This is a genomic window from Nocardiopsis sp. FIRDI 009 (assembly GCF_003386285.1).
GTDB lineage: Bacteria > Actinomycetota > Actinomycetes > Streptosporangiales > Streptosporangiaceae > Nocardiopsis.
This window is the reverse complement of the sequence record NZ_QPNC01000036.1, coordinates 1-24,171: the sequence shown is the minus strand read 5'-3', so window position 1 is coordinate 24,171 and position 24,171 is coordinate 1. Positions and strand designations below refer to the sequence as shown.

At 72.3% G+C, this 24,171-nt stretch carries 24 protein-coding genes; 11 read left to right on the top strand and 13 right to left on the bottom strand.

The features are described from left to right. The first annotated feature begins 132 nt into the window (after positions 1 to 132). Positions 133 to 1,125 carry a DUF389 domain-containing protein gene (locus tag DVR05_RS24680; RefSeq protein WP_116248311.1) on the top strand — a complete coding sequence of 331 codons (993 nt, stop codon included), beginning with the start codon at positions 133 to 135 and terminating at the stop codon, positions 1,123 to 1,125. 20 nt (positions 1,126 to 1,145) lie between these two features. Here DVR05_RS24680 and DVR05_RS24675 read toward each other — a convergent pair whose 3' ends face one another. The 3 genes from DVR05_RS24675 to DVR05_RS24665 all read right to left on the bottom strand — a co-directional run bounded on the left by DVR05_RS24675 (position 1,146) and on the right by DVR05_RS24665 (position 3,712). After that, positions 1,146 to 1,559, bottom strand: coding sequence for a hypothetical protein (locus tag DVR05_RS24675; protein WP_116248310.1), 414 nt, complete (start codon positions 1,557 to 1,559; stop codon positions 1,146 to 1,148). A 421-nt stretch (positions 1,560 to 1,980) separates the two neighbouring features. Then, complete coding sequence (locus tag DVR05_RS24670) at positions 1,981 to 2,715, bottom strand: hypothetical protein (protein ID WP_116248309.1); 735 nt, start codon at positions 2,713 to 2,715, stop codon at positions 1,981 to 1,983. 232 nt (positions 2,716 to 2,947) lie between these two features. Next, complete coding sequence (locus DVR05_RS24665; protein WP_116248308.1) at positions 2,948 to 3,712, bottom strand: L,D-transpeptidase family protein; 765 nt, start codon at positions 3,710 to 3,712, stop codon at positions 2,948 to 2,950. Positions 3,713 to 3,870: 158 nt separating this feature from the next. On the opposite strand from DVR05_RS24665, the gene DVR05_RS24660 reads away from it, so the two are divergent. Beyond that, on the top strand, positions 3,871 to 4,596 hold the full coding sequence (locus DVR05_RS24660; protein WP_116248307.1) for a DUF6518 family protein: 726 nt from the start codon (positions 3,871 to 3,873) through the stop codon (positions 4,594 to 4,596). 40 nt (positions 4,597 to 4,636) lie between these two features. On the opposite strand, the gene DVR05_RS24655 is transcribed toward DVR05_RS24660, so the two are convergent. After that, positions 4,637 to 5,476 (bottom strand): ACT domain-containing protein, encoded by an 840-nt coding sequence (locus tag DVR05_RS24655; protein ID WP_116248306.1) that lies wholly within the window; start codon positions 5,474 to 5,476, stop codon positions 4,637 to 4,639. A gap of 78 nt (positions 5,477 to 5,554) precedes the next feature. Beyond that, a complete protein-coding gene (locus DVR05_RS24650; protein ID WP_232832304.1) occupies positions 5,555 to 6,157 on the bottom strand; it encodes a TetR/AcrR family transcriptional regulator in 603 nt (200 codons plus the stop codon). An 84-nt stretch (positions 6,158 to 6,241) separates the two neighbouring features. Here DVR05_RS24650 and DVR05_RS24645 point away from each other — a divergent pair, with 84 nt between their 5' ends. After that, positions 6,242 to 7,300 (top strand): hypothetical protein, encoded by a 1,059-nt coding sequence (locus tag DVR05_RS24645; RefSeq protein ID WP_116248304.1) that lies wholly within the window; start codon positions 6,242 to 6,244, stop codon positions 7,298 to 7,300. 8 nt (positions 7,301 to 7,308) lie between these two features. Here DVR05_RS24645 and DVR05_RS24640 read toward each other — a convergent pair whose 3' ends face one another. Beyond that, positions 7,309 to 8,079, bottom strand: coding sequence for an SDR family oxidoreductase (locus DVR05_RS24640; RefSeq protein ID WP_116248303.1), 771 nt, complete (start codon positions 8,077 to 8,079; stop codon positions 7,309 to 7,311). A 281-nt stretch (positions 8,080 to 8,360) separates the two neighbouring features. Here DVR05_RS24640 and DVR05_RS24635 point away from each other — a divergent pair, with 281 nt between their 5' ends. Genes DVR05_RS24635 through DVR05_RS24620 form a run of 4 tightly spaced genes read left to right on the top strand, consistent with a single transcriptional unit; the run spans position 8,361 to position 11,935 of the window. Next, a complete protein-coding gene (locus DVR05_RS24635) occupies positions 8,361 to 9,161 on the top strand; it encodes an ABC-2 family transporter protein (protein WP_116248302.1) in 801 nt (266 codons plus the stop codon). Further along, positions 9,154 to 9,981, top strand: a complete 828-nt coding sequence (locus tag DVR05_RS24630; protein WP_116248301.1) for an ABC transporter permease — start codon at positions 9,154 to 9,156, stop codon at positions 9,979 to 9,981. The genes DVR05_RS24635 and DVR05_RS24630 overlap by 8 nt, the downstream gene beginning before the upstream one ends. Positions 9,982 to 9,984: 3 nt before the next feature. Then, positions 9,985 to 10,962, top strand: a complete 978-nt coding sequence (locus DVR05_RS24625; RefSeq protein WP_116248300.1) for an ATP-binding cassette domain-containing protein — start codon at positions 9,985 to 9,987, stop codon at positions 10,960 to 10,962. A 55-nt stretch (positions 10,963 to 11,017) separates the two neighbouring features. Next, positions 11,018 to 11,935 (top strand): DMT family transporter, encoded by a 918-nt coding sequence (locus DVR05_RS24620; RefSeq protein ID WP_116248299.1) that lies wholly within the window; start codon positions 11,018 to 11,020, stop codon positions 11,933 to 11,935. Positions 11,936 to 12,038: 103 nt separating this feature from the next. On the opposite strand, the gene DVR05_RS24615 is transcribed toward DVR05_RS24620, so the two are convergent. Next, entirely contained in the window at positions 12,039 to 13,790 is a 1,752-nt protein-coding gene (locus DVR05_RS24615) for an NAD+ synthase (RefSeq protein ID WP_198659340.1), read from the bottom strand. A gap of 586 nt (positions 13,791 to 14,376) precedes the next feature. Between DVR05_RS24615 and DVR05_RS24610 the strand changes: the two genes are divergently transcribed. After that, a complete protein-coding gene (locus DVR05_RS24610; protein ID WP_116248298.1) occupies positions 14,377 to 15,840 on the top strand; it encodes a sodium:alanine symporter family protein in 1,464 nt (487 codons plus the stop codon). 132 nt (positions 15,841 to 15,972) lie between these two features. On the opposite strand, the gene DVR05_RS24605 is transcribed toward DVR05_RS24610, so the two are convergent. Beyond that, positions 15,973 to 16,989: an Lrp/AsnC family transcriptional regulator gene (locus DVR05_RS24605; RefSeq protein WP_116248331.1), complete on the bottom strand. Its 1,017-nt coding sequence runs from the start codon at positions 16,987 to 16,989 to the stop codon at positions 15,973 to 15,975. Positions 16,990 to 17,111: 122 nt separating this feature from the next. On the opposite strand from DVR05_RS24605, the gene DVR05_RS24600 reads away from it, so the two are divergent. Both DVR05_RS24600 and DVR05_RS24595 read left to right on the top strand, forming a co-directional pair. Continuing rightward, positions 17,112 to 18,308, top strand: a complete 1,197-nt coding sequence (locus DVR05_RS24600; protein ID WP_116248297.1) for a M20 family metallopeptidase — start codon at positions 17,112 to 17,114, stop codon at positions 18,306 to 18,308. 42 nt (positions 18,309 to 18,350) lie between these two features. Continuing rightward, entirely contained in the window at positions 18,351 to 19,814 is a 1,464-nt protein-coding gene (locus DVR05_RS24595; RefSeq protein WP_232832303.1) for an MFS transporter, read from the top strand. A gap of 77 nt (positions 19,815 to 19,891) precedes the next feature. Here the strand turns inward: DVR05_RS24595 and DVR05_RS24590 are convergent, their stop codons facing one another. The 5 genes from DVR05_RS24590 to DVR05_RS24570 all read right to left on the bottom strand — a co-directional run bounded on the left by DVR05_RS24590 (position 19,892) and on the right by DVR05_RS24570 (position 23,682). Then, positions 19,892 to 21,436: a multicopper oxidase family protein gene (locus tag DVR05_RS24590; protein ID WP_116248330.1), complete on the bottom strand. Its 1,545-nt coding sequence runs from the start codon at positions 21,434 to 21,436 to the stop codon at positions 19,892 to 19,894. Between the two features lie 77 nt (positions 21,437 to 21,513). Then, the gene (locus DVR05_RS24585; protein ID WP_116248295.1) at positions 21,514 to 21,975 is read right to left on the bottom strand and encodes a hypothetical protein; all 462 of its coding nucleotides are present in this window, start codon (positions 21,973 to 21,975) and stop codon (positions 21,514 to 21,516) included. Between the two features lie 220 nt (positions 21,976 to 22,195). Next, positions 22,196 to 22,384 (bottom strand): DUF397 domain-containing protein, encoded by a 189-nt coding sequence (locus tag DVR05_RS24580; protein WP_116248294.1) that lies wholly within the window; start codon positions 22,382 to 22,384, stop codon positions 22,196 to 22,198. Positions 22,385 to 22,629: 245 nt separating this feature from the next. Then, complete coding sequence (locus DVR05_RS24575; RefSeq protein ID WP_116248329.1) at positions 22,630 to 22,815, bottom strand: DUF397 domain-containing protein; 186 nt, start codon at positions 22,813 to 22,815, stop codon at positions 22,630 to 22,632. 24 nt (positions 22,816 to 22,839) lie between these two features. Next, positions 22,840 to 23,682: a helix-turn-helix transcriptional regulator gene (locus DVR05_RS24570; protein WP_116248293.1), complete on the bottom strand. Its 843-nt coding sequence runs from the start codon at positions 23,680 to 23,682 to the stop codon at positions 22,840 to 22,842. 237 nt (positions 23,683 to 23,919) lie between these two features. Here DVR05_RS24570 and DVR05_RS24565 point away from each other — a divergent pair. Continuing rightward, a partial coding sequence (locus tag DVR05_RS24565) for a hypothetical protein (protein WP_116247694.1) occupies positions 23,920 to 24,171 on the top strand: 252 nt, incomplete at its 3' end.

Sequence of the window (24,171 nt, the reverse complement as noted above, 5' to 3'; positions counted from 1 at the left end):
CCGGCCGGGGACCGGCTACTCCCAGCGCAGCCCCTCCGACCGCCCCCGGCAGCGGAGGTCCCGCGCTCCCGCCTGACCCGCCTCCGCCGTGTCCGCCCTGGTCGGGGCAGCCCTGAGGGCGATACTCGGGCCATGCTCAGCGCACTCCTCGAACGCCTCGTTCCAGCCTCCCAACGCCGCACGCTGGACGATATGGTGCAGGACCTCGACCTGTCGGAGGGGGACAGCAGAGCCAAGCGCTCGGCCTACTGGGCGATGCTGACCCTGTCGTCCGTCATCGCGGCGGGAGGGGTGATCACCGACTCGACCGCCACCGTGATCGGGGCGATGATCATCGCCCCCCTGGCGACACCGATCATGGGGATCGCCCTGGGGTCCGTCCAACGGCGGCGGACGGGATCGCTCACGGTGGTCGTCTTCAGCTGCCTGCTGGTCATCGGGGTGGGCCTGCTGTTCTCGGTGGCCCTGCCGGAGAGCTACAACCTGCTCTCCAACGACCAGGTCTCCGGGAGGACGTCACCGGGCCTGATGGACCTGGTGTCCGCCGTGGCGACGGGCCTGGCCGGTGCCCTGGCCAGGTCGCGGCGGGACGTCGCCGCCGTGCTGCCGGGGGTGGCGATCGCGATCTCCCTCGTCCCGCCCCTGGTGGTGGTCGGGGTGTGCCTCGGACACTTCGCGTTCCTGCCCGCCCTGGGCGCGCTCGTGCTGTTCCTGTCCAACCTCTTCGGTCTGGTCTACGCGGGCATGGCGGTCTTCGCGGTGGTCGGTTACGGGTCCGGTGGGACCGAACGGCCGACCCGCAGGACGCGCGTCGGAGTCACCCTGCTGTTCATCGTCGTGTTCGTCCCACTCGTGGCCAACACCACGATCACGCTCCTGGTCGACCTGTGGACGGCACGGGCGCGGGACGCGGCCGTCGAGTGGCTGGCCGACACCCCCCAAGCCTCCGTCACCGGTGTGGACGCCGTGTCGCGCACGCTCCGCGTACACGTCCGCGCCTCGGGGGACCTGCCTCCGGAGAGCGAGCTGATGGAGCGGCTCGACGGCGAGGTCCCCAAGGGCATCCCGGTCGTGGTCCAGACGACCAGGGGCCAGCGGATCGACGCCGGGGTGGTCGGCGACTGAGGATCGGGGCGCGCGGGGACTCAGTCGGAGTGGCGGAGGCGGTGCCAGGCGCTCACCCAGCGGCGCCGTTCGGCCTCGTCCTCACCCGCGCAGGCGGTCACGAAGGCCATGAGGACGACGTAGCGGGGCATCCGCGTGCCCTCCAGCGCCGCACGGAAGCTCGAACTCTTGACCGCTCCCCCGCACAGGTACTCCAGCTCCAGGTAGGACCAGTCACCCGCCCAGGCGAGGTAGCGACGCATGGTCAGCAGGAACTCGGCGGGTGTAGCGGCGTCGGTGGGGTCGGGGCGCTGGTGGTACCCGGCGAGGTCGCGCACCGGACGGGTCCGTTCGACGGCACCGTCCACGGGTGTGGAGAGGAGGCGGTCCAACCAGCCCGTTCCGTTGAGGGAGCCGTTGGGACCGGTCGGTTCGAGAACGCCCGTGCTGCGCACACCATCTCCTTTTCACCGGGCGGGACGACGACCTTGGAGCACGTTGACGCGAGGCGCACACGTGGGACACCCGCGCACGCGGGAAAGTGAGGGAACCGATGACCGAGAGGGGCGCCGCGGTGATGTCCCCGAATGATCGGTTGCCGAGAAATCTACCGGATGGACACGACACACGAAAGCGCCGAAAGTCCCGTTGGTGACGAGGCGTGCGTCTCCCCCGCCCCGCGCGGAGCGCGATGCGGGCGACTCTTCAGGGAACTTTTCTTAAAAAGAGAGGAAATGTGATCCCACACACCGAACGAAACGTCCATCATGACTTCGCGATTTTCACACCCGTTTCACCTGGCACTCCAACAGGAACAGCCTCATTCTCCTCATATCGGACGAACCTGAACCTCGGATACAGGTGTCCGTAATCAGGTCACGGGGTCCAGGTGACGACCGTGGCGTCGTCATGGACCTTGCCCCTCGGATGACGCGCCCCCTCCGGGTCCGCCCGCTCCAGGGCACGCACCCGGGCCACCAGCGCGCCGGGCCCCTGCTCCAGCGCCAGGTCCAGCGCCTCGCCCCAGCCGTGCGCGCGAAACACCTCCACGCCCCGGCCCGCGCCGTCGGTCAGGGCCGCGAAGGGACCGTGTGGCAGCGTCCCCGCGACCGCCTCGTCCGCCGCCCTCGGATCGGCGCCCGCCGTCCAGAACCCGCCGGGCACGTTGCGGTACGCGCGCACCGGTCCGGCCACCCTCCCCCTGAGGTCGTCCAGCCGGGTGTCCGCGATCAGGCGCGCGCCGTCCTGCCCGCGCACCAGCAACACCGCGTCGGACAGGACCAGGTACTCCAGCGCGGCTCCGCGTACCCGCACCGCGACGACGGTGGCCGACGGGGTCTGCCGCCGGGCGAGGTCGCAGGTCCCGCCGTGCAGCGACGCCACGCCCCCGATCGCCTCCGCCAGCGCCTCGCGCAGGTCGAGTCCGGCGTCCGCGCCCGCGAGCAGCAGGCCGCCGAGGGAGCGCGTGAACCACGCGACCCCGTGGCGGCACCCGTCGTCCGGACGCGCGGTCACGCCGTCGAGCAGCACGGCGCAGTCGGCGCTCACGGCCGCGAAGTCCTCGTTCGGACGGTCGGGGCGACCGGGCTCCGTGGCGATCCGGAAGGGCACGCGTCCTCCTTCGGGAGAGGCCGGAAACGGCTGCGGGCACGGTCTCGGACGCCCTCGGCCGGGTGCGGCGACGCCGACGGTCACGGCCGGGGGTGCCCGAAAGCCCGTCGCCGCCCCGGGAGGGGACCCGCGGCGACCGCTCCGGGTCCACCCGGCGGCCCCGGTCCGACCCGGCACGGGGCCGCGGCGATCCCCCGACGTCCCGTCGGGGACAGCCCGGCCCGCCTCCCGGTCAGTACACGACGACGGTGGTGTACACCTCCATCCTCCCGCTCTCCCACAGCCAGTCCATGGCGGCCATGCTCACGCGGGCGCAGCCGTGCGAGGCGGGGTGGGCCGGAACGCTCGGGTAGCCGTGCACGGCGATCCCGCCGTTGAAGTACTTGGGCCGGTACAGCGCTCCGTACGGCCCGGGGTCCCACGCGTCGACCTCGCGGAAGACGGAGTAGGTCCCGGTGGGCGTGGTGGCGATGACCTCGGTGCCGTCCCACCTCTCGTAGGGTCGGCCCGACCCGGTGGAGGTGTTGATGACCCGTTCCACCTCGCCGTCGGAGACGACGAGCAGCAGCTGGTCGTCGAGGTCGATCTCCAGCAGGTCGCCGGAGTCGGTGGTGGCGGACGGGCGCACGCCCCGGGCGAGGGCGCCTTCGGTATCGGGCCCGACGATGCCGTCACGGGCGATCCCGGCCGCCTTCTGGAGTGCGACGACGGCCTGTTCCGTGTAGTAGCCGAACTCGCCGTCGACGCCGTTGGTCCAGTAGCCGAGCTCGTTCAGGCGCTCCTGGAGCTCGGTGACGTCGGCTCCGGAGTCGCCCTTGCGCAGATCGGGCGGCAGGGTCGCGGGGGCGGGGACGGCCGGGGCGGACGCGTGGGCCGGGGTCGCGACGAGGAGGGCCGCACCGGTCCCGAACGCGCACGACGCTGCCAGGGCCAGGACGACGGTGCGGGCGAGGGGTCGGGGGCGGTTGCGGACGGGGGGTGACAGTGGGGTTGCCATACGCCACATCTACCCACGCGTCCGTCGTTTTCCCCACCGAAACGGCCTCTGTGGACAACCCGGTCGCGTCCGCACGGGTCGCACGCCCGGGCCGGACCGACGGCGCGGTGGCGGGCCCGCACGGAACCGCGTCCGGGCGACGGGCCGATAGGGCCGGTATGGACTCCTCGACCGCCACCCGCCGCCCCGCCCCCTCCGCCGCACGGCACGCCCTGGTGGGAGCGGGAGTCCTGGCCGCCGGACTGCTGCTCGGCGTCGCCACCCCCTACCTCCCGATCGTCCTCCCCCTCCCGCCGTTCACCATGATCAACGACTCCTCGGCGTTGTGGTGCGCCGCCGCCCTGGGCATGGGCGCGGCGCTCGCCCGCCTCCGCACCGGCTTCGTGCTCCCCGCCGGAGCGCTCTTCCTGGTCGCCTCCGTCGTGGGCTACTACGGATTCACCGTGACCGCGTTCCCGGGGGGCGCCACCCTCGCCGACGTCGACAGATGGCTGCTGCCCGCCTGGGCCTGGCTGGCGGCCGCGTGCGCGGCCGGACCCGTCCTCGCCCTGGCCGGGACCTGGCTGGTGCGCGACGTCCCCCGCTGGCTGCGGCTCGGCGCGCTCGGCCTGCTGGGCGGGGTGTTCCTCGCCGAGTCCCTGGGCGTGCTGGTGGACGAGGTGATGCTCGCGCTGAGCCCGATCCCCTTCCCGCCCGACGACGGCTGGCGGCTCCGGTGGTACGTCGACGTGGGGGTGCAGGCCGTGGTCGGTCTCCTCCTGCCTCTGGTGGCGTCCCGTCGGAGGGCGGACCGCCTGCCCGCCCTCGGGGCCGCCCTCCTGACGGCCGTGGTCTGGTCCGCGGGCGTCGAGCTGGTGTGGAGGGTCCTGATGCCCCCGATGTGAGGCGGGCCCGGTTCCGGGGCGCCCCGGAACCGGGCCCGCCTCACCGCTGGCGCGATCGCCCGAGCAGGGAGGCTGCCACCTGGACCAGCGCTCGGCAGCGCGCGAACTCCACGGCGGTGAACGGCACCCCCACCCTGCGGACGACGAGGACCGCTCCGTCCGGGGAGGGCAGGGTCATCGTCGTGCCGGAGGTGTCCTCCTCCCCCATCCCCTCGGGCGCCGTGTCGGCGCGCTCGACGTCCTGGGCACAGGACAGGGCCAGCAGCGCCCCCTCCAGCGTGGTCGCGCCCTCCACCATCGCGCTGACCAGTCTGAGCGTCCGGCTGGTGGTGTCGCTGAGCTCGTGGACGTCGGCGGGCCGGACGATCGCCTCGCGCACCCCGGCGCCCAGCACCGCCGCGTACAGGGTCTCCTCGACGAGGTGGGCGGGCGCGCTGACGAGGAACTCGTCGGTGGTCTCGACGCCGTCGGGGTGCACCTGCATGAGCCTTATGTCGACCCCGAGCGCGGCGAAGCGCGCGGTGAGCTCGGCGAGCCCGCCCGGGACGTCGGCGAGGGTGACGCGTACGCTCCACAGCCGGTCCCCGGCCTCGGGTGTCCGGCCCCGGGAGGACCGGTTCCCCGGCCGGTCACCGCCGCGCGACCGGCGAACCACCGCGCTGCGGTGGCGGTGCCAGCGGTGCAGGGCCGAGACGGCGAGCAGGATCGCCCCCACGGTGATGAGGGCGCGGACACCGCCGTCGCTGTGTCCGAGGGAGAGCACCAGCACGTGCGCCGCACCGGCGGCGAGCAGCAGCACTCCCAGGTCGAGCGCCTCACGGCCGAGGAAGCCGGGGCGTGTGCGGTCGTCGGTTCCGTAGCTGCCTTCGGAATCGTCCATACACCCCACGGTGCCGACCCGACGTTGCGAAGCGTCGTCACTCTGTGAATCCCACGTAACGACGCAGGGTGACGCGCGTCACGGAGTGCGATCGCCGCCGGTCAACAGCCAGTCGACCATCGTGCGCAGTTCGGCGCGGGAGCGGTCGGCGTCGAAGTCCTCGTCCCCGGCCGCGAGGAACACGGCGTCGACGAGGTGCTGGATCCAGCGGGCAGTCCGCTCCGGGGGGAACACGGGCGGCCGCCCGTCGTCGGCGAGCGCGCGCAGCAGGGCCGTGAGCGTCTCGATCGTGCGTTCCTCGTCCTCGCCGAGCAGGCGCGCGAACTCCGCGTCCCGGTTGACCTGGAACAGGGCCGCGGCCATCAGCCCCGGGACGAGCGGGTCGTCGGCGCCGGCGAGAAGGTGGCCGACCAGCCCGTCGAGCCCCTCACGCGGGTCGTCGGCGGCCAGGGCGGCCGCCCTCGCGCGCGCGCCGTGCTCCAGGTCGTCGGCGAAGAGGGCGTGGAAGATCTCGCGCTTGGTCGGAAAGTAGTGGAACAGCGTGCCCGACCCGATCCCCGCGCGACGGCAGATGCTCGCGGTGGAGGTGCCGTCGACGCCCTTCTCGGCGAACTCCTGTGCCGCGGCGGCGAGGATGGCGGCCCGCTTGCGGGCGTGCTGTTCGGGGTTGACGGTACGCATCCCGCGCAGCATAGCGGCGCCGGTCGGTCCTCGCCCGCCCGCCGCCGTTATTAATAGAGTGACCACTCTGCTAATGTCCGTGGCATGTCCGCGACACGGGTCACCACACGTTCCCGCCCCCGTCTCCTCCGCCGCCTGCCCCCGGTGATCGGTCTGCTCCTGCTGTCCCCGGTCTGCGCCGAGTACCTCATCGGCTACGACTCCACCGTGGGACGGCCGCTCGTCCTCCTCGGCGGGCTGGTCATCCTCGCACCCCTGTACGGCGCGGCCGCGCTGCTCATCCGGGAGGTCGCCCGCCGCACCGGCCGCGGCTGGCCGACGATCCTGCTGCTCGCGCTGGCGTTCGGGACCGTCCAGGCCGGGCTGGTCGACCAGAGCCTGTTCAACCCCGCCTACCGGGACATCGAATCCTGGGGCGAGACACGCGACCCCACGCTCATCGAGGGGATCGGGGTGAGCGCCGACATGGCTCTCAGCTTCCTGGTGGGGCACACCGTCTGGTCCTTCGGCGCGCCCATCGCCGTGGTCGAGGCCCTCGCCCCGCGCGAACTCGCCCGCCGCCCGTGGCTGGGCTGGTTCGGCACCTCGGTCGTGGCCCTGCTCTACCTCGCTGCGGCCTACCTCGTCTTCGACGACCATCTGGCCACCGAGGACTTCGTCGCCTCCCCCGGTCAGGTCGCCGCGACGGCGACCGTCGTGGCGCTCCTGGTCCTGGCGGCGCTGGCCCTGCCGCGCCGCCGCGCGGACGGTTCGGCCGCCTCCGCCCGGAGGGCGCCGGCCCCCTGGCTGGTGGGCGGCCTCACCCTGCTGGTCGCGCTGGGAACGTCGTGGTTCCTCCCGCCGACCTGGCCGGGCGTCGCGGCCGAACTGGGGGCGCTCGCCGGACTGGGCGCGCTCGTCTGGGCGTGGTCCCGGCGCGAGGGCTGGTCCGGGCGGCACGTGGTCCTGGTCGCCGGGGCGCCGCTCGTCCTCAACGGACTGACCTCGTTCGTGGTCGAACCCCTGGGCGAGCCGATCGCGCCGCTGTTCAAGTACGGCAGCAACGCCTTCTTCGCGCTCCTGGTGATCGGCCTGACCGCCTGGGGCCACGCCCGGAGCGCCCGACCGGAACGCGCCGAGCGGACACCCCCGGCGCCCGGCTGAGCGCGCGCCTACCCCCGACCGGCGAAGGGCATCTCCCGGGCCATCACCGTCACCCTCGGCACGGACACGTCCAGCGGCAGGGAGACGATGTGGGCGACCATGTCGGCCACGTGCGCCGGGTCGATCGTCGGCTCGGCGCGCGTGGACCCGTCCGCCTGCAACGCCTCCGCCCCGAAGCCGGCCACCATCGGCGTGGCCGCGTTGCCCACGTCGATCTGCGTGCAGGGGATCCCGTGCGCCCGCAGGTCGAGGTTGATCGCCGCGGTCAGCCCGGTGATCGCGTGCTTGGTGACGGTGTAGGCGACGCTCAGCGGACGCGGCACGTACGCCGACACCGACCCGTTGTTGATGACGCGGCCACCGCTCGGCGACTGCTCCTTCATCAGACGGACGGCCTCCCTGGCGCAGTACAGCGGACCGGTCACGTTGGTGGCCAGCGTCCGCTCCCAGTCCTCGTCCCCGATCCCGTCCACCGACGCCCTCGGCCCGAAGACCCCCGCGTTGTTGATGAGCACGTCGACCCGGCCGAACCGCCCGCGGACCACGTCGAAGAGCCCCCGCACCGAGTCGGACGAGGTCACGTCGGCCTCGACGACCACCGCGCCGGGGTGGCCGTCCGCGGTCTCCTCCAGCGGCGCGCGCCTGCGCCCCGCGAGGACCACGGCGTGACCCTCGGCCAGCAGCCGCCGGGCCATGCTCCGGCCCAGCCCCGACCCCGCTCCCGTCAGCACCACGACCTTCCGGTCGCCCCCGGTCGTCCCGGTGTTCGTCGACGTCACAGCTGTCCCTCCCGTGTCCGCTCAGCAGTCGGAGGCTACCCAGACCGCTCCCCCGGCACGTGATGCGGGGTCGGTCGACGGCGCGCCGCCCGATCGCGGACCGGGGTTCGCGAAAACCCCTCGCCCCTCCGCTCACTCCGTGCTAACCTCACTCACTCGCGGCGACCCGGACCTGTGCGAGATCAGGGACGTGCCGGATCCGGACTCGCCCGTCGGCCCCGCCCCGGCGCCGAGACCGGACGAACCCCAGCACGGTCTCGATCCGCCAGGGAGCCACACCCATGCGTGTCCACCGCGCGGTGTTCGCCCGAGGGCTGCGCCGCCACTCCGCCTACCGCGTCGCCACACTCTCCGGCCTGCTGACCAACTCCGTCTTCGGCGTCATCAACGCGATGGTCCTCCTCGCCCTGTTCGCCGCCCGACCGGAGATCAACGGCTACGACGCCCGCGACGCCGTCACCCAGGTGTTCGTCGCACAGGCGCTGCTCGCCGTGGTCGCGGTCATGGGCCCGCCGCTCGACCTGGAGGAGCGGATCCGGGACGGGGCCGTGGCCACCGACCTCCTCCGACCCGTGCCGCTCCAGTCCTGGTGGCTGGCGGACGACCTCGGCCGGGCCGTTTACCAGCTGGTCTTCCGCGCCGTCCCCACGTTCGCCGTCGGGGCGCTGGTCTTCGACCTCCGGCTCCCGGACGACCCCCTGCGCTGGGTCGCCGTCCTCACCTCCTTCGCCCTGGCCGCCGTGGTCGCGTTCGGGCTGCGCTACCTCTACGCGCTGGCCGGTTTCTGGCTCACCGACACCCGGGGCGTGTGGGCGGTGGCGGGACTGCTGGGGCCGGTGGCCGCGGGGGCGCTGCTACCGCTCACCCTGTTCCCGCCGGCGGTGGCGGACGTGCTGCGGCTGCTGCCGTGGGCGTCGATGGTCCAGGTCCCGGCCGAGGTCCTGCTCGGCAAGGAGTCGCTGCCGGGCGGGACTGCGGCGGGCGGCCCGGCCCTCCAGGTCCTGTGGGCGGCGGCGCTGCTGGCGCTCGGCGCCCTGGTGACGTCCCGCGCGACGCGCAGGGTGGTGGTCCAGGGTGGCTGAACCGCTCCGGACCCGCGCGCCGTGGCCGCTGCGGATCTACGTCCGACTCGCGTGGACGTGGTGCCGCGCCCTGGCCCAGTACCCGGCCTCCCTGGTCCTGCTCACCGTCTTCGTCTCCCTGGGCGCGCTCGCCGAGATGGGCGCCGTCGTCATCGTGTTCGGCCACGCGGGCGAACTGGCCGGGTTCGGCGTCGCCGAGGGGCTGCTCGTCTACGGGCTGTCCGCGACCGCCTTCGGGTGCGCCGACATGCTCATGGGGTCGGTGGAGCGGCTGGGCCAGCACATCCGGACCGGGGCCTTCGACACGATGCTCATCCGCCCGGTCCCGCCGCTCGTCCTGCTGGCCACCGACCAGTTCACCCCGCGAAGGCTGGGCAAGATCGTCCCCGCCGCCGCGGTGCTCGTCCTCGCCCTCGTCCGGTGCGACATCGACTGGACGCCCGCGCGCGCCCTCATGCTGCCGGTGCTGCTGGTCTCCTCGATCGCCCTCTGCTGTGCCGTGTGGACGGCGAGTGCGTGTATCCAGTTCGTCGCCACCGACGCGCGCCAGGCCGCCAACTCGCTCACCTACGGCGGGCAGGCCCTGACGGAGTACCCGCTCGCCGTCTACGGCCGTGAGGTCGTGCGCTCCGCGACCTTCGTGCTCCCGCTGGCCTTCGTCAGCTGGCAGCCCGCCCTGTTCCTGCTCGGCCGCCCCGATCCGACCGGCCTGCCCGACGCGCTCCGCCTCGCGCCGCCCGTCGCCGCCCTCCTCATGTGCGCCGTCGCCGCCCTCTGCTGGCGCGCCGGCCTGCGCCGCTACCGATCCACCGGGAGCTGACCCATGACCTCCAGCCACGACGACCGGCCCATCATCGAGACCCTCGGCCTGAGCCGGGACTTCACCCTCCGCGAGGGTCCCCTCCTCCGGCGGAGGAGGCGCACGGTCAGCGCCGTCCGCGACGTGACCCTCACCGTCCGACCGGGCGAGATCGTGGGATACCTCGGCCCCAACGGCGCGGGCAAGAGTTCGACGATGAAGATGCTGACCGGCATCCTCACCCCGACCGCGGGCAGGGTCCGGGTCGCCGGCCTCGAACCGTCCCGCGAACGCACCCGGCTGGCCGCCCGCATCGGCGTCGTGTTCGGACAGCGCACCACCCTGTGGTGGGACCTGCCGCTCCGGGACAGCCTGGAGCTGACCCGCCACATGTACCGGATCCCGGCCGCCGACCACGCGCGCCGCCTCGCCGAGCTCACCGACCTGCTGGATCTGGGACCGTTCCTGGCCACCCCGGTGCGCCAGCTCAGCCTCGGCCAGCGCATGCGCGGCGACCTCACCGCCGCCCTCCTGCACGGCCCCGAACTGCTGGTCCTGGACGAGCCGACCATCGGCCTGGACGTGGTGAGCAAGGCGGCCATCCGCGCGTTCCTCCTCCGGCTCAACGCGGAGGAGGGGACGACGATCCTGCTCACCACGCACGACCTGGGCGACGTCGAGCGGCTGTGCCGACGGGTCGTGGTGATCGACCGCGGCACCCTGGCCTACGACGGCGACCTGGCCGGACTGCGCGCGAGCGTGCCCGCGCCCCGGGTCCTGGTGGTGGATCTGGCGGCCCCGGCCCCGCCGGTCGAGGTCCCGGGCGGGACCTGCGTGCGCGTCGAGGGGCCCCGCCAGTGGCTGGAGCTGTCGGACAACCCGGCTGCGGTGATCGCGGAGATCACCCGGCGGCACGGGGTCGCCGACCTGACCCTGCGCGAACCCGACATCGAGCACGTGGTGGCCGCGCTGTACCGGGGCGCGGTCCCCAGCGCGGACTAGGGTCGCCCCCGCCGCCTCCGTGCCCGGCGCGGACGGGAGGATGGCGGACATGGATATGTGGCTGGGGATCGGGTTCGCCGTCCTGTCCTGCGCGGCCTACACGGCGGCGGCGGTGGCCCAGCGCCGACTCGCCGTGCGCGTGACCGCCCCGCTCACCGGACTCCGCCAGGTGGTCGACCTGCTGCGACACCCCCTGTGGTGGGTGTCGCTGGTGTTCAACGGGGGACGCGCGGGGTTCCAGGTCGCGGCGGTCGGCTTCGCCCCGCTCACGGTGATCCAGCCGCTGGGCGTACTGGTTCTCGTGTTCGGCGTCCCGTGGTCGGCCCGGCTCGGCGGGCGGCGCGTGAGCCGCGCGGAGTGGCGCGGGGCGGCGTTCACCGTGGTGGCGCTCGGGACCCTGCTGTCGGTGTCGGTCACCAGCGGCCCGGGCGGTGTCCTGGACCGGCCGGACTCGGTGCTGGTCGGGGTCGGCACGACGGTGCTCCTGGCGGTCACCGCGTGGATCGCGGGCCGGGTGCCGTCGACCGCGTGGCGCAGCTACCTGCTGTCCGGGGCGGCGGGGGTGGCCTTCGGGGTCTCCTCCGCCACGGTCAAGACGTCGGTCTCCGTCCTCGCCGCGACCGGGTCCGCCGGTCTGACGCACCCCGCCACGCTGGCCACCCCGGTGATCGCGATCCTCGGTCTCTTCCTCGCCCAGGCCGCCTACCAGGGCGTGGACCTCGGGGCGCCGCTGGGCATCACCACCCTGACCAACCCGGTCGCGGCCTCCGTGATCGGGGTGGCGTTCATGGGCGAGTCCTACGCGGGCGGTTGGGCGGGCGGGGCGGTCGCCCTGGCGAGCGCGCTGCTGGCCGCGCACGGAATCCGGCTGCTCACCGTCGCCCCGGACACCGGGTCGCCCGGTCCCGCCGACGGAGGGAGCCGGACGTCCCGCCGCGCCGACGAGGAGGATCTCGGGTCGGGCGTGGGATGACGGGGAGTCCGCCGCGCCGGTCGGCATCCGACCCCGGGGCCGCGATGCGGAGCGCCAGGCCCCCGCACCGCGGTCCCGTCGGCGTCCGCCGCCCCGGAATCCGTCAGGCCAACCACCGGTTGGTGATCGGCAGCCGTCGGTCCCGGCCCAGGTTGCGCCGGGTGATCTTGGGGCCGGGCGGGTACTGGCGGCGCTTGTGCTCGGCCCGGTCGACCAGCCGGACGACGTGCCGGACCAGGTCGGGGGCGAAACCGGCGGCGGTCAGCGCCGCGACGCCCTGGTCGGTGCCGATGTAGGCGTCCAGCAACCCGTCGAGCACCTCGTACCCCGGGCGCTCGGGCGCCGGTGCGATGAGCTCCCACCCGTTGACCGGTCGCCGGTCCAGGGAGGACTCCGGGATGGGCGGCGCGCCGTCCACCCCGGCCCGCTGGGCGTTGCGCCAGCGGGCGAGCTCCCAGACCAGGGTCTTCCAGCAGTCCTTGAGCGGCGCGTAGGCCCCCACGGCGTCGCCGTAGTGGGCGCACGCGCCGGTCGCCAGCTCGGTCTTGTTGCCGGTCGCCAGGACCAGGTGCCCCTCCTGGCGGGACAGGGTGGCGAGGAGGGCGCCCCGCGCCTGGTCGAGGAGGGCCCCCCGCACCCCGTCGTCGGTGGCGAAGGTCGACTCCAGCGCGTCGAGCAGGGCGTCGGTCGGGTAGAGGCGCCGGATCAGGTCCTGCCGTTTGATCAGGTCCTCGGCGCGGTCCAAGGCCTCGGCGTCGGATCCCCGTCCGGGGGAGACGAGGGCGTGCACGTTCGCCGCCCCCACCGCGTCGGCGGCGATCGTGGCGGTCAGCGCGGAGTCGACACCGCCGGAGACGCCCACCAGGACCGAGGTGAACCCGTTCTTGCGGACGTGGTCGCGGACTCCGGTGACGAGCGCGGTGTAGACCTCGCCGAGGTCGTTGAGCGGGTCCTTGCGCGGGGTCAGGACGGGGGGACGCGTCTCGTAGGGCGCGGCCGGCTGCTCCGAGACGGTGTACCGCACGACTCGGAAGCCGCCGGCCTCCGTCGGCTCGTCGGCCCAGGACTCCGCCCGCGGCAGGGAGACGTCGGTGACCAGCAGCTCGTCCTCGAACTGCGCGGCCCGGGCGACCAGCTCCCCGTCGGCGTCGACGATGAGGGAGTCGCCCTCGAAGACCAGGTCGTCCTGGCCGCCGGTCATGTTGACGTAGCCGATGGCGGCGCCGATCTCCCGTGCCCGACGCTGGCAGAGTCCGAGCCGCACGTCGTCCTTGTGCCGCTCGTAGGGGGAGCCGTTCAACGTGATCAGCATCCCGGCGCGGGCCTCGGCCGCGGCGGCGACGGGGCCGCCGTCCTGCCACAGGTCCTCGCAGATGGCGAAGGCGATGTCGACGCCGTGCAACCGCAGCACCGGGATCGTGTCCCCGGGCACGAAGTAGCGGAACTCGTCGAACACCCCGTAGTTGGGCAGGTGGTGTTTGGCCGACACGAGCCGGACCCGGCCCCGGTGCAGGACCGCGAGGGAGTTCTGCGGAGCGCCCGAGGGCTGGCCGAAGCGGGCTCCGGCGCCCTCCTTGCGGTTCAGGAAGCCGACGACCGTCGGGAGATGGCCCAGTCCCTCCGCGGAGAGGCGTTCGGCGAGTCGGTGGGTGGCCTTGGTGGACGCGGAGACGAAACCGTCCCGCAGGGCGAGATCCTCGACCGAGTATCCCGTCACGACCATCTCGGGGAACACCACGAGATGGGCTCCAGCGTCGCTCGCCTGGCGAGCGTAAGCGACGACGCTGTCGCAATTTCGATCCAGATCACCCACAACTGGGTTGATCTGTGCCAGAGCTATACGAAGTTGTACCACGGTGTGAACCGTAGCGAATGAGTTAACACGGACGCAACATGTCACATTTATATAACAAGGCTAATTCAGGCGTGGCCGACGCCACACTCCAGCCGTTCCCGAGTCTGATTCGGGAATTTTACTCGTGAGGTGCACCACAAGGATTCCTTACGGTTCGGCATGCGGAAGAGTCCAGGTCGAAGCGGCGACCGAGTGCCGTCCCGCCCGCCGGAAGGCGGCCGACGCACCGAAAAACCCCGGCTCTCCAGGGCTTCTCCGGGCATTTCCCCCCGCTTCACCCCGCCCCCGATCCCGGCCCTCCAGCCCCGACGCCGACCCGCCCGGGAGCGCAGTTTCCGAATCATGTTCGGAAGTGACCTATCTTGCATAGCGGGCGTTTTTCCCTTTATCTGGTCGGGGCCCGCACCACCCATAGCGGCCCGGGTGCTCCAACCGGCGACGACCTCGACCGCGTTGTCACCTTCCGTGTTCGAACGTCAACGGAACAAGCCCCACACGTACGCAACCTCCGCCCTGCCCCCCGCGGACACGAACGAGTCGCGGAGCGAGACAACGCCGTCTCCGCCGACGACGAAGGGAAGTCCCTGTGGACGCCATCAACTCAGGCATCGGCGCCCTCAACGACGCCTTCTGGGCGTACCTGCTCATCCCCGTCCTGCTCATCCTGAGCCTGTACTTCACCGTGCGCTCCAAGGGCGTGCAGTTCCGCCTGCTCCCCGAGATGTTCCGCGCGATGCGGGGTGACCCCGGCCGTACCCCCGACGGCGGCAAACCGATCTCGGCCTTCCAGGCCTTCGCCGTCTCCGCCGCCGCCCGCATCGGTACCGGCAACATCGCCGGCGTGGCCACCGCGATCGCGCTCGGCGGTCCCGGCGCCGTCTTCTGGATGTGGGCGATGGCGCTGCTCGTGGGCGCGGCGAGCTTCGTCGAGTCCACCCTCGCCCAGCTCTACAAGATCGGCGGGAAGGAGGGTTACCAGGGCGGCCCCGCGTACTACATGGAGCGCGGACTCGGCTCCCGGTGGATGGGCGTGCTCTTCGCCGTCATCATCACGGTGACCTTCAGCCTCGTGTTCAACAGCGTGCAGAGCAACACCATCTCTGCCGCCATCTCGAACACGGTCTCCACCGCCACCGGCGCGGACGCCGCTCCGTGGCTGCCGTACGCGGTGGGCGTGGTGATCGCCGGCGCCGCCGGTGTGATCATCTTCGGCGGCGCCCGCAGGATCGCCCAGGCCGCGACGGCGCTGGTGCCCTTCATGGCGGCGCTCTACGTCCTCATGGGCCTGGTCGTCGTCGTGATGAACATCGGCCAGATCCCCGCCGTGATCGCCGACATCGTCATGCACGCCTTCGGTCTCCGGGAGATCGCCGCGGGCGGTATCGGCACGGCGATCGTGCAGGGCATGCGGCGCGGCATGTTCTCCAACGAGGCGGGCCTGGGCTCGGCCCCCAACGCCGCCGCCAGCGCCGCCGTCAGCCACCCGGTCAAGCAGGGCCTCGTGCAGACGCTGGGCGTCTACTTCGACACCCTCATCGTCTGCTCCACGACGGCCTTCATCATCCTGCTGTCCGACCCGACCTACACCGCGGAGGCCGGTCCGACGCTGACGCAGAACGCGCTGGAGACCAGCCTCGGCCCGTGGGCGCTGCACCTGCTCACGCTGATCATCCTGCTGGTGGCCTTCACCTCGGTGCTCGGCAACACCTTCTACGGTGTCTCGAACGTCTCCTACCTGACTCCGAACCCGTCGGTGATGATCGGCTTCCGGCTCACGGTCGTGGTGGTGACCTTCCTCGGCGCGATCGGGTCCGGCGGTCTGGTCTGGAGCCTGGCCGACACGACCATGGGTCTGATGGCCCTGGTCAACCTCGCCGCGCTGGCGCTCCTCGCGCCGATCGCGTTCCGGCTGCTCGACGACTTCGTCCGGCAGCGCCGCCAGGGCGCGGACCCCGTCTTCACCAAGGCGAGCATGCCCGACGTCACCGGGATCGAGTGCTGGAACCAGGAGGACCTGGAGCACATCGGCAGGACGGTCGGCAAGGGCTGACCCGACCCGGCCGCGACGATCCGTCCGGACCCGGGTGACCCACCCTCACTCGGCCACCCGCCCGGACGGGCCACACGCGGGGGCGGTGCCGCGACGGCACCGCCCCCTTCCGCTTCCCCCGCCCGAGGCGGCTCACGCGGTGAGCGGTCCGGTGGGGATGTCCCAGGCGTCGATGGGCACGGCGCCCGTCCGGTAGCCCCGGTGGTCGAGCAGCTGCCCGCTGAGCTTCATCGTCCACAGGGCGACGGCCCGGTCGCCGACGACGAGGTTCGGGGCCGTCCGCGCGAGGTCGGCCTCGAAGCGCTGGGCGTCCTCCACCGACCGGCTCCACGCGATGACCAGCAGGTTGTGCCGCCCGGTCACCCCCGCGCACAGGCGCACCTCGCGCATGCCGGTGACACTCCGCGCGGCCTCGGCGACCTGGTCGGGCGGCACCCGGGCCCAGACGATAACGGCGACCGGCCACTCCGAGAGCGGCCGGGCGACCTCGCAGCGGGCCTGCACCATCCGGGCGGCGAAGAGGCGGTGGACCCTGCGGCGCACGGTGTCGGGCGTGCTGTCGCACCGCTCGGCGAGCGCCGTGTAGGAGGCCCGGCCGTCCTCGGTCAACGCCACGATCAGCCGCCGGTCGAGCGCGTCCGGCAGCCGGGCGGGCCGCGGCTCCGGCGCCTCCCCGGCCAGCCTCTCCACCTGCCGCGGCGTCAGGGCGCGGAACCGCCACCGGCTGCCCTCGGTGAACACCGTCCCGGCGAGGTGGGTGCGGCTGGACCGCACGCCGCGCATCGTGTCCAGCGAGCCCACGACCCATCGGGCCAGCGCGCCGACGTCCTCGGCCATGACGGTGAGCACCAGGTCACGGTCGCCGGTGACGTGCTCGACCGCCGAGACGTGCGGCAGCTCCGCGAACCCCCGCGCCACCGGCATCAGGTCGCCGCTCGCGCAGTCGACCTCCACGAACGCCAGACACCCGGAACCGGACAGGCCGGTCCCCGGACCGCAGGTCACCCACGCCGCGCCGCACTCGTGGAGCCGCTGCCAGCGGCGCGCGACCGTCGCCGCGTCCAGTCCCAGGACCGTTCCGATCCGGGCCCAGCTCGCCCGGGGAGCGACCTGGAGGGCGTGGACGAGCGCCTGGTCAACGTCATCCATCACACGTTTTTCCAGCATCTGATGTCCTCTGATGCGCTTTTCCGGTGATCTCGCACCGTTTTGTGCTCCTTCCCTCCAGTGTGACGGCAACGATCACACGATCCACAGGGGGGATTGTCGCCATGTCGATGACCGCACGGGCCGAGGGGCTGCGCGAGGAGCTGGTGGAGCTGCGCCGCGCCCTGCACCGCGAGCCCGAACTCGGGCTGGACCTGCCGCGCACCCAGCGCCGGGTCCTGGACGCCCTGGCGGACCTTCCCCTGGAGATCACCACCGGCACCGGTCTGAGCTCGGTCACCGCCGTGCTGCGGGGCGGCCGTCCCGGCGGCGCCGTCCTGCTGCGCGGGGACATGGACGCCCTCCCCGTCCGGGAGACGGCGGACGTCCCCTACGCCTCCGCCGTCGACGGCCGGATGCACGGCTGCGGCCACGACCTGCACGTGGCCGGGCTGATCGGGGCCGCCACGCTGCTGAGCCAGGTCCGTGAGGAACTGCACGGCGACGTCGTGTTCATGTTCCAACCGGGCGAGGAGGGCTACGGCGGCGCCCCGCTCATGATCGAGGAGGGCGTGCTCAAGGCCGCGGGCAGGCCCCTGGACGCCGCCTACGCCGTCCACGTGACCTCGTCCCTGCTCCCGGCGGGCATGGTCGCCACCAAGCCGGGTGTGGCGATGAGCGGCTCCGACGTGCTGAGAGTGGTCGTGCGCGGCGAGGGCGGGCACGGGTCCGCTCCGCACCTGGGCCGGGATCCGGTCCCGGCCGCGTGCGAGATGGTCACCGCGCTCCAGAACCACGTCACCCGGACCTACGACATCTTCGACCCGGTCGTCGTCACCGTCGGACGGTTCGCCGCGGGCACCCAGAACAACGTGCTGCCGCACCGGGCCGAGTTCGAGGCCACCGTGCGCTGTTACTCCGAGGCCAACCACGCCCGGCTCCAGGAGAACCTGCCCGCCCTCGTCCGGGGGATCGCCGCCGCCCACGGGCTGGAGGCCGACGTCGAGTACGAGGTCCAGTACCCGCCGACAGTCAACGACGACGCCGAGGCGGCGTTCGCGCTGGAGACCGTCCACGACCTGTTCGGCGAGGAGCGCGGGTTCGTGTCCCCGGTCCCGGCCTCCGGCTCGGAGGACTTCTCCTTCGTGCTCCGCGAGGTGCCCGGGGTGATGCTCATGGTCGGCGCCACCCCGCCGGACGCCGATCCGGCGACCGCCCCGGGCAACCACTCCCCCGACGCCCGCTACGACGACTCCGTCCTGCCCGCGCAGGCCGCCCTGCTCGCCGAGCTGGCCGCGCGCCGCCTCACCCGGACCGCCTGAGTCCGGCCCCACATCCCCCAACGACGACGAAGGGTGCCGACCATGAGTGAGCACGAGAGACGGACCGACCGGTCCCCGGCCGCGGGAGCGGAACCGGCCACACCGCCCGCGATGGCCAGGGGCGTCGTCGCCGTGGTGGGGCTCCTGGTCTTCTTCGAGCTGACCAGCGGGATCCTCCAGGGCTCCATCGCTCCCCTCCTCCCCTCCCTCCGCGAGGAACTGGACGTCTCCAGCACCCACCTGCACTGGATCGTCGCCGTGCAGTACCTGACGGCCGCGGTGAGCGTCCCGGTGTTCGGTCGGCTCGGCGACCTGTACGGATACCGGCGCATGCTCCGGGTGTCCCTGCTGTGCGTCGCGACCGGTTCGGCCGTCGTGGCGCTCGCGCCCAACCTCGCGGTCCTGCTGGTCGGACGGGCGCTGCTCGGGCCGCTCGCGGCGCTGCTGCCCCTGGAGATCGGGCTGGTCCGCGACCGGCTGGCGCCCGAACGCGCCCGCCGCGCCATCGGGCTGCTCGTGGGGTCGCTCACCCTCGGCGGGATGCTCGGCAGCCTGCTGGTCGGAATCGTCCAGACCGTGGTCGGCGACGTGCGGATCACCCTGGGCCTGCTGGCCGCCACCGCCGTGGGCTGCTTCGCGCTGTCCTACGCCGGGATCCCGGAGGCCCGCACCCGGGCCTCCGGCCGGATGGACTGGGTGGGCGGCACACTGGTCGGGCTGGCCCTGGTCACACTGCTGGGCACGATCTCCCAGGCCGAGTCCTGGGGATGGGGTTCGCCGATGGTCTGGGGCGGCTTCGCCCTGGCGGCGGCGCTGGTCGTCTGGTGGGTCAGGGTGGAGCTGCGCACCGACGACCCGCTGGTGGACGTCCGCGCGGTGGTCGCCCCCCTGGTCGCCCCGCAGTACGCGGCCGGGTTCACCCTCGGGCTGCTCCTGCTCGGCGGGCAGAGCGTCCTCGTCGTCTACCTCTCGGCCTCCCCCGGGGACACCGGATACGGGTTCGGGCTGAGCGTCCTGAGCATCGGCCTGTGCGTCACCCTGCCGAGCGTGACGGCGTTCGCGGGCGCGGGAACCGTCGCGCCCCTGGGCTCCCGGATCGGCTACCGCCGCGCGGTCTTCCTCGCCTTCGCCCTGATGGCCGCCGGATCCGTCGGTTTCGTCCTGTTCTGGAGTTCGCTCCCGGCCTTCCTGGCCTCCCTCGCCGTGGCGGGGCTCGGGTTCGGTCTGGCCCTCGGCGCCCTGCCCACGCTGATCGTCGAGGCCAGTCCGCCCGACCGCTCGGGAAGCGCCACCGCGGTGTACAACAACGTCAAGACGCTGGGCGGCAGCGTCGGCGGGGCGGTCTTCGCCGCCGTGCTCGCCGGCTTCGTCATCGGCGGAACGGACACGCCCTCGTTGGGCGCCTACCAGGGGGTGTGGGTCCTCATGGCGGTCGTCGCGCTGGCGACGGCCCTCCTGGCCGGGCGCACACCGCGCTCCCTGCGGGCACCGGCCTCCCTCGGCTGACCCGGGGCCGCGCCGGTCCGGCGGGTGGGGGTTTCACGTGAAACCCCCACCCGCCGGACCGCGTCGGGGACCGCGCCTCACACGGAGTAGCCGACGACCCCCATCATCCCGGCCTCCCCGTGGTAGACGTTGTGGCAGTGCGTCATCCACAGCCCGGGGTTGTCGGCGTCGAAGTCGCACGCCAGCGTCTGACCGGGCAGCAGGATCACGGTGTCCTTGCGCGGACCGTCATCCCCCACCTGGAAGTGGTGTCCGTGCAGGTGCATGGGGTGCCACATCCCGGTCCCGTTGGTCAGCGTCAGCCGGACCCGCTGGCCCTCCGCCACCCGGAAGGCGTTCCCGGTGGGGTTCTCCGGGTCGTACCGGCGGCCGTTCAACCCCCAGTCGAAGTGCGTCATCCCGCCGGTCAACTCGATCCGGTGCTCGACGTGCGGGACGGCCTCGGGCAGGCGCGCCCCCTCGTCGGCGGTGAGGTCGGTCGCCAGGATGACACGGCCCTCCAGCTCCTCGGGGCGCGCGTCGGCCCCGGGGGCCAAACCGCCGCCGGTGCGCACGACCGCGAAGGCGGACCGGCCCTTGCCCTCGGCCAGCGCCACCAGGGGGAACGCGCCGTCGGCCAGGGTGAGGAGCACGTCGAAGCGCTCGCCCATACCGATCAGCAGCGCGTCGGCCTCGTGGTGTTCGACCGGGTACCCGTCGGTGTGGGTGACGGTCATGGTGTGACCGCCGAGCGCGACCCGGAAGGCGGTGTCGCCGCCCGCGTTGACGAACCGGACGCGCACCCGCGTGCCGGGCGCGGCCTCGAAGGTCCGCGGGTCCCCCGCCGGACGCCCGTTGACCAGGTACTCCGGGTAGTGGACGTCCCCGGCGTCCCCGCCGAGGTGGTCGCTGGTGGCGCCCATCAGGGCGGACCCCATGCGCATCGGGCCCTCCCCGTCGTCGCCCGATCCGTGGCCGCCGTGGCCCGTGCCCCCGTCCATGCCGTGCCCCATGCCCTGGAGGAGTTCGTCCAGGACGTCGTCCGGGGTGCCGTCGACACCGTCGAGCCAGTCGTCGAGGACGATGACCCACTCCTCGTCGTAGGAGAGGGGTTCGTCGGGGTCCTCGACGACGAACGGCACGTACAGCCCCCGGTCGAGCTGGGTTCCGACGTGCGGGTGGAACCAGTGGGTACCGGGGTTGGCGGCCACGAAGCGGTAGGTGAACCGCTCCCCCGGGGCGACGGCGTCCTGGGTCAGTCCGGGGACGCCGTCCATGTCGTTGCGCAGGGCGGGGCCGTGCCAGTGCACGCTGGTCGGGTCGGGCAGGTCGTTGACGAGCTCGGCGACCACGGTGTCACCCGCGCTGACCCGCAGCTCGTCTCCGGGGACCGACGTGCCGTAGGCCCAGGTGGAGACGGCCGTGCCCGCCAGGTCGAGGGTGGTGGGCGCGGCGGTGAGGGTGACCTCGTGCTCGCGCCCGGTGGCGGCGCGCCCGTTCTCGACGGCTCCGACGCGGGCGTCGTCCGGGGTGATGAGCGAGGAACGGGGTTCGCCGCCTCCGCCCGAACAGGCGCCGAGGAGGACGGCCCCGCCGAGGGCGGTACCCCCTCCGACGAAGGCGCGGCGGCTGATTCCGGGCACACGGAAGGAGGGTGCGGACATGGTGGAACGACCTTTCGGTTGACGGATCTGAGGGACGCCTGTGGGAAGGGCGGCTTCTAGATCCGCAGAACCGAGAGCTCGGCGAGGTCGGGGGCGCGGGGTGCGGCTCCCGAACTCTGGTCGGGACGCGCGGCGGCCCGGACCGGTGGCGGTGGCAGTACGACGTCGGGCACCGGTGCCGGTGCGGTCAGGTCGGGGGCGGGGTGCCCGGTCCAGCAGGCGGGCGCGTCGGCCGAGCAGTCGGCCGGGCCCGCGTGGGGCATGTCCGCGTGGTCCGGGGTCGCCTGAGTCGACGCCACCGGGACCAGGGCCGTGTTGCCGTGCAGCGGGTCGTCGTGGGCCGCGTTGGTGCCGCCGGCGATCGCCGGAAGCGTGGCCGGAGCCGTGTGGGCGACCGGCTCGCCAGGCTGGTCCGGGGTGGCCGGACCCCCGTCACCGGTTCCGTGCCAGGCCAGGATCAGCAGGACGAGAACCGTCATGACCAGGGTGGACGCCCAGCGACGCACCATCGCGCGCACGGCATGCCTCCCCCCTGGCGGCCGGAACGCACCGTCGCGCCCCGCTCACCCGCGAACATACCACCGAGGGGTATGAGGTCGGTGCCGGGTCGAGGAAGGAGAGGGGTCACCGTCCCGCGCCCCACGGGGGGCGGTGGTCCTTTTGGGGCCCTACCACTACGTTGGGCTCCAGAACTCCTCGGTTTTCCCTGATCCGGGCCCGAAAGTCACGGGGCGCGGGTCAGTTCCCGGTGGTCGAACACAGGAAGGCGCTCCACTCGGAGGCCGGGACCTCAAGGTGTCCGAACTCCGGGTGCTTGGAGTCGCGAACGGCCGCACCACGAGTCGCACTGGCGACTTCGACACAGTCCTGGCCGCAGCCGCTGCTGTAGCTGGACTTGCGGAACTTCAGATCAGTGGATGAGTACATGGGGGTCTTCCTCACCGGGGTTCTTGGCCACGTGCACGTCGGTCGAATACGCGCTCTCATGCCTCCCACCCCAGTCGAGTCACCGCACGGCCTCACACAGTCACGTGTCCTCACTCGGCCAAGGGCAAGCGGAGCCTGGTCTGATCCCCAGCCCGGCGATACACTCAGCATGGGATTGCATCAGGTAATGCAACAACGAAGGCTCCCAGTGTTGCTGGGGGCCTTCGTCGTTCCCGTCATCACGGCTAACCGTCCGAACGAAGACTGCTCAGGAGAGCGCTCCACTCCCCGGCGGGCAGGGTCAGGTACCCCAGGTGTCGGTTCTGCGTGTCACGCACAAACGTGCTGGCACCCTCCGCCACCTCAACGCAGTTCTCGGTTCGGGCGCCGCTGTAGGAAGACTTATGCCACGCCGACGCATGGGCAGGCATGGGGTGGGATTGCATGTGTACCTCTTAGGTGATCAGGCGTTCCAGGAAGCTGGTCGACTCTTGAACGCCAAGGGCCGACGCACTCACATACTGATACACGAGGTCGTAGACAGCGATCTCACCTGCGTCATCGGTCACCCATTGACGAACTGCGTTCTCGCTGTACGCGAGTCCCGGGTCGCCGTCGAAGTCCAGGAGGGTGAAACCGCCCGCGACCGCTGCGTGGAGACCCGCCGCGTCAGGCAGAACCTGTACGCGCAGGTTGGGGCGCTGCACATCGATGAGCTGACTAACCTGTGCTTCGCGGAGGTCCGACGGGATCTTGCGGAGCGCGGCCTCATCGATGATGGCCCAGTAGGTTGGCGCCTCCTCAGCGGTGAGGACCTGTTGGCGAAGCATTCTGGCCTCGATGCGCCGGTCGATCTCGGCGGCATCGGTGATCCCACCGCCCAAAATCACCGCGCGAGCATACCCCTCCGTCTGCAACAAGCCAGGCAACACACCAATGGTGACTTCCCGAACGCGTGACGCCCCCGGCAACAAGCCCGTCAGGGTTCCCTTCCCGAGCACATCCGTGTAGCTCGCCCACCATCCCCGCTGGCGAGCTTCCCGCACCAGCTGCATGATCTCGTCGCGCTCTGGTGACCCGATGTCGTAGACGCGCAGTAGAGCCTCCACGACCTCGAACTTCGGCCGCAGCCACTCATTGCGCTCCATCCTCGTGATCGTGGACGGGCTGAGCTTTGCAGGCACGCCGAGTTCACGAGCGCGTTCGACCACCTGGTCTGCGGTAAGCCCAGAAGCCTCTCGGCGTTCGCGCAGGATGCGGGACAAGCGGCGTTTGCTCAGGGGCGGTGAGGTGGCCACCGGGACACTCCTTGCAGATGAGCCGGTCGACGGCTGCTTCTGCTTCGATCCTAGGCCGCGATCTTGGTTTCCGGACATTTTTCTCATCACCAACCTAGAAGTAGGTCACCTGCCAGTAATTCTCTCACTTAATCAAAACTAGGTCTTGCATTTTTACTTAGGTGTGGACAACATGGAGCTACCTGATCGATCCCGCCGGACCTCCCATCCGGCATCCCGAACCCTGGAGGTGCGCCCGTGCGCTACCTGCTGTTGTTCCTGCTGGCGTCGTGGCCGCTGGCCCGCGCCACGGTCCGTCCCGAGCTGCCCGACACCACCGCCGATGCGGCCCGTCGACTCCTGCGCGGCGTGCGCCGCCCCCGCCGGGCGGCGCACCCCCGCCGCTACGCCCGCCCCGGCCCGGCCCTGCCGTTCGTCGTGTCCGGCCCGGCCGACCTGCTGCGCCTGGTGACCGCACCGCCTTCTCCCACCACCCTCGGCACCGGTGTC